The organism is Candidatus Pantoea persica (genome assembly GCF_013753875.1).
Taxonomy (GTDB): Bacteria; Pseudomonadota; Gammaproteobacteria; order Enterobacterales; family Enterobacteriaceae; genus Pantoea; species Pantoea persica.
Map to the genome: position 1 here is coordinate 330,393 of NZ_SMDS01000018.1, position 12,966 is coordinate 343,358.

A 12,966-nucleotide genomic window follows, 5' to 3' on the forward strand; every position below is an offset into this window, starting at 1 on the left:
GCCGGTGATACCGGCCTTTTTCTTTTTTGTCGCCGATGAGGTTGCATCATGGAGTGGCGTTTTCTGCAAGCAAACAGAGAGGCGCGCTGGTCGTTTGGGCTGACGCTGGCCTCTCTCACCGTCTGGGACCTCTGCGCCTGGCTGGGCGGCGAGGAAGCCGGCGTGACCGGCCTGCCGCACTGGTTTGAACTCTCCTGCATCTTCGCCCCGCTGCTGTTTATCGTGCTGTGCTAGCTGATGGTGCGTCTGGTATTCCGCGATATGCCGCTGGAGGAAAGCAATGGACACTGAAATCATTCTGCCGCTGCTCGCTTATCTGGCGCTGATCGCCGCGCTGTCGGTATTCGCCATGCGCAAGCAGCGTCAGGGCAACTTCCTAACCGAATACTTTCTCGGCAGCCGCTCGATGGGCGACTTTGTGCTGGCGATGACCATCACCACCACCTCGCCTATATCAGCGCCAGCTCCTTTATCGGCAGCCCCGGTACGACCTATAAATATATGACCTCAGCTGGGTGCTGCTGGCGATGATTCAGGTGCCAGCGGTCTGGCTGTCGCTGGGCGTGCTGGGGAAAAAGTTCGCTATCCTCGCTCGGCGCTGCAACGCGGTGACGCTGAACGATATGCTCTACGCGCGCTATCGCAGCACCCTGCTGATTTGGCTGACGAGCATTAGCCTGCTGGTGGCCTTTATCGGCGCGATGATGGTGCAGTTTATCGGCGGCGCGCGCCTGCTGGAGAGCGCCGCGGGCATTCCTTACAATACCGGCCCGCTGATCTTCGGCGGCACTATCGCGCTTTACACCGCCTTCGGCGGCTTGCGCGCCAGCGTGCTCAACGACGCCATGCAGGGGCTGGTGATGCTGATCGGCACCTTTCTGCTGCTTTTCGCGGTCATTCACCACGCGGGCCGGCTGGGAACGGCGGTGGAGAAACTGCGCGCCATCGATCCGCAGCTGGTGTCGCCGGAAGGGGTCGGCAACGTCATTACCCCGACCTTCCTCGGCTCCTTCGCCGTGCTGCTCTGCTTCGGCGTCATCGGCCTGCCGCACACTGCTGTGCGCTGCATCTCCTATAAAAGACAGCAAGGCGCTGCATCGCGGCATTATCCTCGGCACCATCGTCGTGGTCGTACTGATGTTCGGCATGCATCTCGCCGGCGCACTCGGCCTGGCGATCATGTCGACCATCAACGCGCAGCTGCTGCAATCCTCTGCTATGCTGACCAAGGATCTCTATCTGCGCCTCAGGCCGTAGTAGAGCGAAAATGAAGCGCGCCTGCGCCTGCTCTCCGGCACCCATCACCTTAATGCTGGGCGTGCTGCTGCTGCTGGCGTGGAACCCACCGGATATGATTATCTGGCTTAACCTGCTGGCGTTCGGCGGCCTTGAGGCGGTGTTCCTCTGGCCGCTGGTGCTGGGCCTCTACTGGTCGCGCGCCAACGCAGCCGGCGCCATCAGCGGTATGCTGGCGGGCGCGGGCTACTCGCCAGCCTAAATATTGAATGGGGTGGCTTCCACCCTATCGTTCCCTCATTGACCTTAAGCCTGCTGGCTTTTCTGGTCGGTAACCTGTTTGGCCGCGCGCCTGGCGCCGCGCTGGAATAAAGAGAAACGCTATGCCATGGATTCAAATCAAAATTAACAGCACCGGCGAGCACGCCGAAACCCTCAGCGATGCGCTGATGGAGACGGGCGCGGTCTCGGTCACCTTTCAGGATACCCACGATAATCCGGTGTATGAGCCGCTGCCGGGCGAAACGCGCCTGTGGGGCGACACCGACGTTATCGGCCTGTTCGACGCGGAAACGGAAATGGATGACGTGGTGGCGGAGCTGAGCCAACATCCGCTGCTGAGATCCGGCTTCCGTCACAAGATTGAGCAGATCGAAGATAAAGACTGGGAGCGCGAGTGGATGGATAATTTCCATCCGATGCGCTTCGGCGAGCGGCTCTGGATCTGCCCAAGCTGGCGCGACGTGCCGGATCCCGACGCCGTCAACGTGATGCTGGATCCCGGTCTGGCGTTCGGCACCGGCACCCATCCCACCACCTCGCTCTGCCTGAGCTGGCTCGACGGACTGGATCTGGCGGGCAAGACGGTAATCGATTTCGGCTGCGGATCCGGCATTCTGGCGGTCGCCGCGCTGAAGCTTGGCGCGGCGCAGGCGATCGGCATTGATATCGATCCGCAGGCGATCCAGGCCAGCCGCGACAATGCAGAGCGCAACGGCGTTGCCGATCGCCTGTCGCTCTATCTGCCCCACCAGCAGCCGGAAAATCTCCAGGCGGATGTCGTAGTCGCCAATATCCTCGCCAGTCCGTTGCACAAGCTGGCGCCGTTGATCGGCGTGCTGCCGAAAGCGGGCGGCCATCTCGGCCTCTCCGGCGTGCTGGCCAGCCAGGCGGAAAGCGTCTGCGAGGCGTACGCCGATCGCTTCGCGCTTGAGCCGGTCGCGGAAAAAGAGAAGTGGTACCGCATCACTGGCGTGCGCCGCTAACCTGCCCTGCGGGCCCGCTGCATTGACCTGCTGTTTTTCTGCGCCTGCTTTGTCCCACCGCAATAAACCTGCCTCCCGGCGCTGTTTATTATTTGAGGTCGTTTTTGCGTCATTACCGGAACGGATAATGAAAAAGCTACCTCTGTTGGCGGTGGTCGTGACCTTGCTTCCTTTACGCGCTGCCCTAGCAGCCAGCCTTACCGCACTGGAGCTATGAGGGCCAGGCCGGCCCCGAACGCTGGGGCGCGCTCTCCAGCGCCTATCAAACCTGTCATAGCGGGCAGTTTCAGTCGCCGATCGACCTTCGTCATCCTGTTGAAGGCCATCTGCCGCCGCTCAGCCTTAAGTTTTACACCGCTGCGGCGATACTCGTCAATAATGGCCACACCATTTAGGTCACGGTCGACGACGAGGATGACTTTATGCTCGACGGCGAACGCCTCCGTCTGATGCAATACCATTTCCATACTCCGAGCGAAAATCGGATTCAGGGGCGCGCCTTTCCGCTGGAGGCGCATTTTGTCCATCAGAATGGTGCGAGCGAGCTGGCCGTGGCGGCGATGATGTTTGAGCCGGGCGCGGAAAACCCGACGCTGCAGCCGATACTTGCTGCGCTTCCCCATGAAGAGAACCACCCGGTGACGCTCGGCAGGCAGATCGATTTAATCCCGCTGTTTCCGCAGGATCGTCACTACTACCGCTTCAGCGGCTCGCTGACGACGCCGCCCTGTACGCAAGGCTTGCGCTGGCTGGTAATGAAGCAGCCGGTGCAGCTGTCACCGACGCAGCTGGCGAGATTTCGCCGCGCGCTGGCGTCGGCCAACAACCGTCCGCTACAGCCGCTGCACGGTCGGTTAATCGTCGAATAGGGATAATTGCCTTCAGGGCGTAACCATTTAGTACAATAAATCGTCACTTCGCCGTCAGATCTGTGGCTAATTAGCTGATGTGTCGCTTTTTATATTGTGATTTAGGGCATGTTTTGAGAAAATTTTTTGTTCACAATTTCAGCATGTTTTAAAATTGTTTGAAATATAAAAGGAATTTAAAAACTGATTGCTGTTTAGCCCATGGCAAGCCGTTTTGGTCGGTCAATTGTTCAAAGTTTGGCCTTTCATCTTCGGTAAAAAATGCGTAATATACGCCGCCTTGCGAACAGTTACGGTCACTTTTTCTTCATGCGCATTGGATACCACCAGCTTCGTAATCGACTCATCGCTGCGCCGATGGCCGGAATAACTGACAGGCCATTCCGCACTCTGTGTTTTGAAAACGGCGCCGGTATGACGGTCTCCGAGATGCTGTCATCGAACCCCGAAGTCTGGGCCAGTGACAAATCCCGTTTGCGTATGGTGCACAGTGACGAGCCCGGCATTCGCGCCGTGCAGGTTGCAGGTTACGATCCTGATGATATGGCCGCCGCCGCGCGCATCAATGCGGCGTCTGGCGCGCAGATTATCGATATCAACATGGGGGTTGCCCGGCCAAAAAAGTGAATCGCAAGATGGCAGGCTCAGCGCTGCTGCAGTACCCGGATCTGGTGAAATCTATTCTCATCTCAGCGCCGTGGTTAACGCAGTTGATGTGCCCGTTACGCTGAAGATTCGCACCGGCTGGGATCCGGACAACCGTAACTGTGTAGATATTGCCCAATTGGCTGAACGCTGTGGCGTTCAGGCCCTGGCGATACATGGACGCACTCGTGCCTGCCTGTTCAACGGGAGGCTGAATACGACAGCATTCGGACAGTTAAGCAGAGTGTCACTATTCCCGTTATCGCGAATGGCGACATAACTGACCCGCATAAAGCCAGAGCCGTGCTTGACTATACGGGGGCCGATGCCCTTATGGTAGGCCGAGCGGCTCAGGGAAGACCGTGGATCTTCCGGGAAATCCAGCATTATCTGGACACTGGGAAGCTGCTTGCACCTCTGCCGCTGGCAGAGGTGAAGCGTATGCTCGTTGCGCATATACGTGAGCTGCACGACTTTTATGGTCCAGGCAAGGGATACCGTATAGCGCGAAAGCACGTCTCTTGGTATTTGCAGGAGCATGCCCTTAATGACCAGTTTCGGCGCACATTCAACGCCATTGAGGATGCCAGCAAACAGCTGGAGGTGTTGGAGGCATACTTCGAAAATCTTGCGTAAACAAAATAAAGAGCTGAAAGAACTATGTTCGAACAACGCGTAAATTCTGACGTACTGACCGTTTCTACCGTTAATTCACAGGATCAGGTGACGCAAAAGCCTCTGCGTGATTCGGTAAAACAGGCATTGAAGAACTATTTTGCTCAACTGAACGGTCAGGATGTCAATGACCTGTATGAGCTGGTACTGGCTGAAGTCGAGCAGCCCCTGTTGGACATGGTGATGCAGTATACCCGTGGCAACCAGACCCGTGCTGCGCTGATGATGGGTATCAACCGTGGTACTCTGCGTAAGAAGCTGAAAAAATACGGTATGAACTGATTTCTGGTTTATGCGTTAAATGACGCCAGCCCTGGGGCTGGCGTTTTTATTTGTGCGACATCGCTTATTTGCACCTGAAAGCGTGAAACGGTTTCCAGATAAATCATCATCTGCGTTACAATCGCCGCCGCATTTATTTCTTTTTGCGCTATCTGCCTTCCCGCCTTTTTTGCCCTGCTGTCTGCCCTGTGCCAGCGCTGACGCGTGTTGCATCATTTTCCTTCACAAAACTCTCTGTCTACGTCACTTCCTGAGCTGTGGCTCACATTGCTTCCATATAGTGAAACTATTGGCACTAATTGTGATCGCGGCGACTCGCTTTGCTTCCTTTTAGTGTGCTGCTTTCCGAATACTTCAGTTTATTAAGAGATCTTTCCCGTCCGTTATCTACTCTGCAAACCTTACATTGGCTTTGCAGAGCTAAGCGTGGCTGACCGCCACAGACAGGCCATTGCGCACTGCAGGTGCGCATCAAACATAACAAGATAATTACGCCATACAGGATACTTTATGAAAAAGATGATGCTCTCCACGATGGTCGTCGCCGCTACGCTCTTTACGGTAACCCAGCAGGCGCACACCGGTACCACGCTGGACGCAATCAAGAAAAAAGGTTTTGTGCAGTGCGTTATCAGCGACGGGCTGCCGGGCTTCTCCTGTGCCGACGCCAGCGGCAAGTTCTCTGGTATTGACGTGGATGTCTGCCGCGCCGCCGCGACCGCGGTGTTCGGCGATGCCGGCAAAGTGAAATATACCCTGCTGATGGCCAAGGAGCGCTTTATCGCTCTGCTGTCGGGGGAAGTTGATATCCTGTCGCGCAATACGACCTGGACCTCTTCTTGCGATGGCGGCACGGGCTTCCTGTTTGCGGGCGTGAACTATTACGACAGCATCGGCTTCCTGCCCCACCAGAAGCGGGCCTGAAAAGCGCGAAAGAGCTGGACGGCGCCACCGTCTGTATTCAGGCGGGTACCGATACCGAGCTGAACGTCGAGGATTACTTCAAAGACAACAAAATGCAGTACACGCCGGTGACCTTCGACCGCTCTGACGAGTCGGCGAAAGCGCTCGACAGCGGCCGCTGCGATACGCTCGCCTCCGATCAGTCGCAGCTCTATGCGCTGCGCATCAAGCTGGGCAAGCTAGATGAGTTTATCGTGCTGCCGGAAGTTATTTCCAAAGAGCCGCTGGGTCCGGCGGTACGTCGCGGTGACGACGACTGGTCCACCATCGTGAAGTGGTCGCTCTTCGCGATGCTGAACGCCGAAGAGATGGGCATCAGCTCGAAGAACGTCGATCAGATGGTAGCGAAGCCGTCCTCGCCGGATATGGCGCATCTGCTGGGCGCCGAGGGCGACTTCGGCAAGGATCTGAAGCTGGACGACAAGTGGGCCTACAACATCATCAAGCAGGTCGGCAACTATCAGGAAGTGTTTGACCGCAATGTGGGCAAGGACAGTGTGCTGAAAATCGCCCGCGGCCAGAACGCGTTGTGGAACCAGGGCGGCATCCAGTATGCCCCGCCGGTTCGCTAATCTCGCACGTCAACGGAACGCCGCCTCGCGCGGCGTTCTGCCTGAGTTTTGTTTCTGAGGTTCCAACATGTTACAACGCCCAACCGTGAAAAGGGATATTTCATTCGGTAATCCCACGGTTCACGCCTGGCTTTACCAGATTATCGCCATCGTCTCGGTATTTGTCGTGGTAGGTTATCTGATCCATAACACTGTGATTAACCTTGCCAGCCGCGGTATTACGTCCGGTTTTGGCTTTCTTGAGCGCAGCGCCGGATTCGGCATCGTCCAGCATTTGATCGATTACAGCGAAGGCGATACCTATGCGCGCGTCTTCCTGGTAGGACTGACCAATACCCTGCTGGTTTCTGCGCTCTGTATCGTTTTTGCCTCGCTGCTGGGCTTTTTTGTCGGACTGGTTCGGCTGTCGGATAACTGGCTGCTGCGTAAGCTCTCTACCCTCTATATCGAAATATTCCGCCGCTGCTGCAGATCTTTTTCTGGTACTTCGCGGTGCTGCGCAACCTGCCTGGCCCGCGCCAGGCGGCGCTAGAGGCCTTTGGCCTAGCCTTTGTCAGCAACCGCGGCCTCTATGTGCCCTGGCCGCAGTATACGCCCGGTAGCTGGCCCTCTCTAATTGCGCTGGCGGCCGCGGGCAGCTATGCGCTGTTTCGCTATCACCGCCAGTATCAGCTCAAGACCGGCCAGCTGCGCCGCACATGGCTAGCCGCTATCGCGATGTTTGTGCTTTTTCCCGTGCTGGCGCATCTCGGCTTCGGCGCCGCCACCCATTGGGACGTACCGACGCTTCGTAGATTTAACTTCCGCGGCGGCTTCATCATGATACTAGAGCTGGCGGCGCTGACGCTGGCGCTCTCTGTCTATACCTCGTCATTTATCGCCGAAGTGATCCGCGCCGGCATTCAGTCGGTGCCGCACGGCCAGCATGAAGCCGCCCGCGCTCTTAGGCTGCCGAATCCGGTCACGCTGCGCCAGGTGATCATTCTGCCGCTGACCAGCCAGTACCTCAATATTGTAAAAAACTCGTCGCTGGCCGCCGCTATCGGTTACCCCGATATGGTGTCGCTGTTTGCCGGCACGGTGTTGAACCAGACCGGGCAGGCGATCGAAACCATCTCCATTACCATGGGCGTTTACCTGGTGATGAGCCTAGTGATTTCGCTGTTGATGAACCTCTATAACCGCAAGATTGCGCTGGTTGAGCGTTAAGAGAGCGAGATGACGATGTCAGTGACTACACAGGAAAACGCGCCGACTGCCTCGACGCCGCTCAACCGCGCTTGGCTCTGGGCACGCAAGAACCTCTTTTCCAGCTGGTTCAATACGCTGCTGACGCTGTTTAGCCTCTGGTTGATGTGGCAGGTGATCCCGCCCGCGCTGGAGCGGCTGGTGTTTCAGGCTAACTGGATTGGCGAGACGCGCGCCGACTGCACCAAAGAGGGCGCCTGCTGGGTGTTTATTCATGCCCGTTTCGGCCAGTTTATGTATGGGCTCTATCCGCATGAGCTGCGCTGGCGCATCAATCTGGCGCTGGTGCTGGGAGTGCTCTCCATCGCACCGATGTTTGTTAAAAGGCTGCCTTTCCGCGGCCGCTATCTGGCCTGCTGAGCGGTGATCTATCCCCTGCTCGTCTGGCTGCTGATGTATGGCGGCTATCTGGGGCTGGAGCGGGTCGAAACGCGCCAGTGGGGCGGATTGACACTGACGCTGATTATTGCTGCCGTCGGCATCGCCGGCGCGTTGCCGCTCGGCATTCTGCTGGCGCTGGGACGCGCCGCTCGCACATGCCGGTAGTGCGCACGCTGTCGGTGATTTTCATCGATTTCTGGCGCGGCGTGCCCCTTATCACCACCGTGCTGTTTATGTCATCGGTTATGCTGCCGCTGTTTATGGCGGAAGGCACCACCATTGATAAGCTGGTACGCGCACTGGTTAGGGTGATTCTGTTTCAAGTCGGCCTATGTCGCGGAGGTAGTGCGCGGCGGTTTGCAGGCGTTGCCGAAGGATCAGTATGAGGCCGCAGAGTCGCTGGCGCTCGGCTACTGGAAAACCCAGATGCTGGTTATTCTGTCGCACGCAGGCGCTGAAGCTCACGATTACCGGACTGGTGAACACCATTATCGCGCGGTTCAGGGATACCAGCCTGGTGATCATTATCGGTCTGTTCGATCTTTTCAGCAGCGTACAGCAGGCGACGGTCGATCCCGCCTAGTTAGGGATGTTGACCGAAGCTACGTGTTCGCCGCGCTGGTCTACTGGATTTTTTATTTTAGCATGTCGCGCTATAGCCAGCATCTAGAAAAGCGCTTTCACACCGAGCGTAAATCGCACTGAGGTTTTTTATGACACAACATATACACCAGAACGCTGATGCGATGATGATTTCGCTCGAGAACGTCAATAAGTGGTACGGGCAGTTCCACGTGCTGAAGAACATTAATCTACAGGTGAAGCCTCGCGAACGCATCGTGCTGTGCGGCCCGTCCGGCTCCGGTAAATCGACAACGATACACTGCCAATCATCTGGAAGAGCATCAGCAGGGCCGCATCGTGGTTGACGGCATTCACCTCAACGATGACGTGCGCAATATTGAGCGCGTGCGTACTGAAGTCGGCATGGTGTTCCAGCACTTCAAACTGTTTCCGCATCTTACCGTGCTGTAGAACTGTACGCTGGCGCCCATCTGGGTGTGTAAGTCCTCGAAAAAAAGAAGCGGAAGAGCTGGCGATGCACTATCTGCAGCGCGTGCGCATTGCCGAGCGCATAAGTTTCCAGGACAGCTCTCTGGCGGGCAGCAGCAGCGCGTGGCTATCGCGCGCTCGCTCTGTATGAAGCCGAAAATCATGCTGTTTGATGAGCCGATTTCGGCGCTGGATCCCGAAATGGTTAAAGAGGTGCTCGATACGATGATTGGGCTGGCGGAAGATGGCATGACGATGCTGTGCGTAACGCATGAGATGGGCTTTGCGCGCACCGTGGCCGATCGCGTGATCTTCATGGATCGCGGCGAAATTGTCGAGATGGCACCGCCGGAGACGTTTTTCTCAAATCCAACCTCTGAGCGTACCCGCACCTTTCTGTCTCAGGTTATCCACTAAGGCTGAAGGCTGGATCGCTGCCCCGGACAGGTTCCGGTTTTTTTTCTGGATGAAAAAGGCAGAACGCGGACGTAAAAAAGCCCCTGCGTCAGCAGGGGGCTTTTTCGGGTTGGATGCCTGGCAGTTTCCTACTCTCGCGTGGGGAGGCCCCGCACTACCATCGGCGCTACGGCGTTTCACTTCTGAGTTCGGCATGGGGTCAGGTGGGACCGCCGCGCTAAGGCCGCCAGGCAAATTCTGTTGCTCCGCGCCGCCCGCCGGGCCGCGCAGATCTGTCCGTCACAAGCTGAAAATATCGCGTCTCGCAAAACGCCTCTGGCGTTGTAAGGTTAAGCCTCACGGGTCATTAGTACCGGTTAGCTCAACGCATCGCTGCGCTTACACACCCGGCCTATCAACGTCGTCGTCTTCAACGTCCCTTCAGGACCCTCAAGGGATCAGGGAAAACTCATCTCGGGGCAAGTTTCGTGCTTAGATGCTTTCAGCACTTATCTCTTCCGCACTTAGCTACCGGGCAGTGCCATTGGCATGACAACCCGAACACCAGCGGTGCGTTCACTCCGGTCCTCTCGTACTAGGAGCAACCCCCCTCAGTTTTCCAGCGCCCACGGCAGATAGGGACCGAACTGTCTCACGACGTTCTAAACCCAGCTCGCGTACCACTTTAAACGGCGAACAGCCGTACCCTTGGGACCTACTTCAGCCCCAGGATGTGATGAGCCGACATCGAGGTGCCAAACACCGCCGTCGATATGAACTCTTGGGCGGTATCAGCCTGTTATCCCCGGAGTACCTTTTATCCGTTGAGCGATGGCCCTTCCATTCAGAACCACCGGATCACTATGACCTGCTTTCGCACCTGCTCGAGCCGTCACTCTCGCAGTCAAGCTAGCTTATGCCATTGCACTAACCTCCTGATGTCCGACCAGGATTAGCCAACCTTCGTGCTCCTCCGTTACGCTTTGGGAGGAGACCGCCCCAGTCAAACTACCCACCAGACACTGTCCGCACCCCGGATCACGGGGCCACGTTAGAACATCAAACATTAAAGGGTGGTATTTCAAGGATGGCTCCACGCAGACTGGCGTCCACGCTTCATAGCCTCCCACCTATCCTACACATCAAGGCTCAATGTTCAGTGTCAAGCTGTAGTAAAGGTTCACGGGGTCTTTCCGTCTTGCCGCGGGTACACTGCATCTTCACAGCGATTTCAATTTCACTGAGTCTCGGGTGGAGACAGCCTGGCCATCATTACGCCATTCGTGCAGGTCGGAACTTACCCGACAAGGAATTTCGCTACCTTAGGACCGTTATAGTTACGGCCGCCGTTTACCGGGGCTTCGATCAAGAGCTTCTCCCTGCAGATAACCCCATCAATTAACCTTCCGGCACCGGGCAGGCGTCACACCGTATACGTCCACTTTCGTGTTTGCACAGTGCTGTGTTTTTAATAAACAGTTGCAGCCAGCTGGTATCTTCGACTGGCCTCGGCTCCGGGAGCAAGTCCCCTCACTTACGCGCCAGCGTGCCTTCTCCCGAAGTTACGGCACCATTTTGCCTAGTTCCTTCACCCGAGTTCTCTCAAGCGCCTTGGTATTCTCTACCTGACCACCTGTGTCGGTTTGGGGTACGATTTCGTGTTGCCTGATGCTTAGAGGCTTTTCCTGGGAGCAGGGCATTTGTTGCTTCAGCACCGTAGTACCTCGTCGTCACGCCTCAGCCTTGAACATCCGGATTTGCCTAGATGCTCAGCCTACACGCTTAAACCGGGACAACCGTCGCCCGGCCAACATAGCCTCCTCCGTCCCCCCTTCGCAGCAACACCAAGTACAGGAATATTAACCTGTTTCCCATCGACTACGCCTTTCGGCCTCGCCTTAGGGGTCGACTCACCCTGCCCCGATTAACGTTGGACAGGAACCCTTGGTCTTCCGGCGAGCGGGCTTTTCACCCGCTTTATCGTTACTTATGTCAGCATTCGCACTTCTGATACCTCCAGCATGCCTCACAGCACACCTTCGCAGGCTTACAGAACGCTCCCCTACCCAACAACGCTTGCGCGCCGCTGCCGCAGCTTCGGTGCATGGTTTAGCCCCGTTACATCTTCCGCGCAGGCCGACTCGACCAGTGAGCTATTACGCTTTCTTTAAATGATGGCTGCTTCTAAGCCAACATCCTGGCTGTCTGGGCCTTCCCACATCGTTTCCCACTTAACCATGACTTTGGGACCTTAGCTGGCGGTCTGGGTTGTTTCCCTCTTCACGACGGACGTTAGCACCCGCCGTGTGTCTCCCGTGATAACATTCTCCGGTATTCGCAGTTTGCATCGGGTTGGTAAGCCGGGATGGCCCCCTGGCCGAAACAGTGCTCTACCCCCGGAGATGAGTTCACGAGGCGCTACCTAAATAGCTTTCGGGGAGAACCAGCTATCTCCCGGTTTGATTGGCCTTTCACCCCCAGCCACAGGTCATCCGCTAATTTTTCAACATTAGTCGGTTCGGTCCTCCAGTTAGTGTTACCCAACCTTCAACCTGCCCATGGCTAGATCACCGGGTTTCGGGTCTATACCCTGCAACTTAACGCCCAGTTAAGACTCGGTTTCCCTGCGGCTCCCCTATGCGGTTAACCTTGCTACAGAATATAAGTCGCTGACCCATTATACAAAAGGTACGCAGTTACCCCATAAAAGAGGCTCCTACTGCTTGTACGTACACGGTTTCAGGTTCTGTTTCACTCCCCTCGCCGGGGTTCTTTTCGCCTTTCCCTCACGGTACTGGTTCACTATCGGTCAGTCAGGAGTATTTAGCCTTGGAGGATGGTCCCCCCATATTCAGACAGGATACCACGTGTCCCGCCCTACTCATCGAGCTCACAGCATATGCACTTTCGTGTACGGGAGTATCACCCTGTATCCTGCGACTTTCCAGACGCTTCCACTAGTGCACAAGCTGATTCAGTCTCTGGGCTGTTCCCCGTTCGCTCGCCGCTACTGGGGGAATCTCGGTTGATTTCTTTTCCTCGGGGTACTCAGATGTTTCAGTTCCCCCGGTTCGCCTCGCAACACTATGTATTCATGTTGCGATAGTGTGACGAGTCACACTGGGTTTCCCCATTCGGACATCGCCGGCTGTAGCGGTTTATATCACCTTGCCGGCGCTTTTCGCAGATTAGCGTCCTTCATCGCCTCTGACTGCCAGGGCATCCACCGTGTACGCTTAGTCGCTTAACCTCACAACCCACAGGCGTCTTGCGACGCTGCGGATGTGAAAATTTGAAAGACTCAAACACATCGCTATCTCAATCCTGTTGCGGGGAATGAACGCGACGTGTCGTTTCAGTTTTCAGCTTGTTCCGGATTGT

6 protein-coding genes, 2 rRNA genes and 6 pseudogenes are annotated in these 12,966 nt (G+C 56.5%); 12 read left to right on the top strand and 2 right to left on the bottom strand.

All coding sequences use genetic code 11. The features are described 5' to 3' along the window. The first annotated feature begins 48 nt into the window (after positions 1–48). The 12 genes and pseudogenes from EIO60_RS10575 (at position 49) to EIO60_RS16775 (ending at position 9,606) form a co-directional block, all read left to right on the top strand. Positions 49–234: a DUF997 family protein gene (locus EIO60_RS10575; protein WP_258576759.1), complete on the top strand. Its 186-nt coding sequence runs from the start codon at positions 49–51 to the stop codon at positions 232–234. Positions 235–280: 46 nt separating this feature from the next. Next, positions 281–1,608 (top strand): annotated as a pseudogene (gene panF, locus EIO60_RS10580) (sodium/pantothenate symporter). 11 nt (positions 1,609–1,619) lie between these two features. Further along, positions 1,620–2,501: a 50S ribosomal protein L11 methyltransferase gene (gene prmA / locus EIO60_RS10585; RefSeq protein WP_258576760.1), complete on the top strand. Its 882-nt coding sequence runs from the start codon at positions 1,620–1,622 to the stop codon at positions 2,499–2,501. A gap of 422 nt (positions 2,502–2,923) precedes the next feature. After that, on the top strand, positions 2,924–3,370 hold the full coding sequence (locus EIO60_RS10590; RefSeq protein ID WP_309484705.1) for a carbonic anhydrase: 447 nt from the start codon (positions 2,924–2,926) through the stop codon (positions 3,368–3,370). A gap of 309 nt (positions 3,371–3,679) precedes the next feature. Next, positions 3,680–4,651 (top strand): annotated as a pseudogene (gene dusB, locus EIO60_RS10595) (tRNA dihydrouridine synthase DusB). A 24-nt stretch (positions 4,652–4,675) separates the two neighbouring features. Further along, positions 4,676–4,972 carry a DNA-binding transcriptional regulator Fis gene (gene fis, locus EIO60_RS10600; RefSeq protein ID WP_000462905.1) on the top strand — a complete coding sequence of 99 codons (297 nt, stop codon included), beginning with the start codon at positions 4,676–4,678 and terminating at the stop codon, positions 4,970–4,972. Positions 4,973–5,482: 510 nt separating this feature from the next. Beyond that, positions 5,483–6,507: pseudogene (locus EIO60_RS10605) on the top strand (amino acid ABC transporter substrate-binding protein). Positions 6,508–6,574: 67 nt separating this feature from the next. Beyond that, a pseudogene (locus EIO60_RS10610) lies at positions 6,575–7,716 on the top strand (amino acid ABC transporter permease). A 15-nt stretch (positions 7,717–7,731) separates the two neighbouring features. Beyond that, positions 7,732–8,841, top strand: a pseudogene (locus tag EIO60_RS10615) (amino acid ABC transporter permease). An 8-nt stretch (positions 8,842–8,849) separates the two neighbouring features. Next, a complete protein-coding gene (locus EIO60_RS16765; protein ID WP_374058173.1) occupies positions 8,850–9,065 on the top strand; it encodes an ATP-binding cassette domain-containing protein in 216 nt (71 codons plus the stop codon). A 22-nt stretch (positions 9,066–9,087) separates the two neighbouring features. After that, a pseudogene (locus EIO60_RS16770) lies at positions 9,088–9,312 on the top strand (ATP-binding cassette domain-containing protein); the annotation flags it as partial. Beyond that, positions 9,313–9,606: an ATP-binding cassette domain-containing protein gene (locus EIO60_RS16775; protein WP_374058175.1), complete on the top strand. Its 294-nt coding sequence runs from the start codon at positions 9,313–9,315 to the stop codon at positions 9,604–9,606. Positions 9,607–9,721: 115 nt separating this feature from the next. Here EIO60_RS16775 and rrf read toward each other — a convergent pair. Both rrf and EIO60_RS10630 read right to left on the bottom strand, forming a co-directional pair. Then, positions 9,722–9,837 (bottom strand): 5S ribosomal RNA (gene rrf, locus EIO60_RS10625). 94 nt (positions 9,838–9,931) lie between these two features. Continuing rightward, positions 9,932–12,835, bottom strand: a 23S ribosomal RNA gene (locus tag EIO60_RS10630). Positions 12,836–12,966: the final 131 nt, after the last annotated feature.

Coding starts and splice junctions, on each gene's coding strand:
- EIO60_RS10575 (WP_258576759.1), top strand. CDS start 49: ATGGAGTGGCGTTTTCTGCAAGCAAACAGAGAGGCGCGCTGGTCGTTT.
- prmA (WP_258576760.1), top strand. CDS start 1,620: ATGCCATGGATTCAAATCAAAATTAACAGCACCGGCGAGCACGCCGAA.
- EIO60_RS10590 (WP_309484705.1), top strand. CDS start 2,924: ATGCTCGACGGCGAACGCCTCCGTCTGATGCAATACCATTTCCATACT.
- fis (WP_000462905.1), top strand. CDS start 4,676: ATGTTCGAACAACGCGTAAATTCTGACGTACTGACCGTTTCTACCGTT.
- EIO60_RS16765 (WP_374058173.1), top strand. CDS start 8,850: ATGACACAACATATACACCAGAACGCTGATGCGATGATGATTTCGCTC.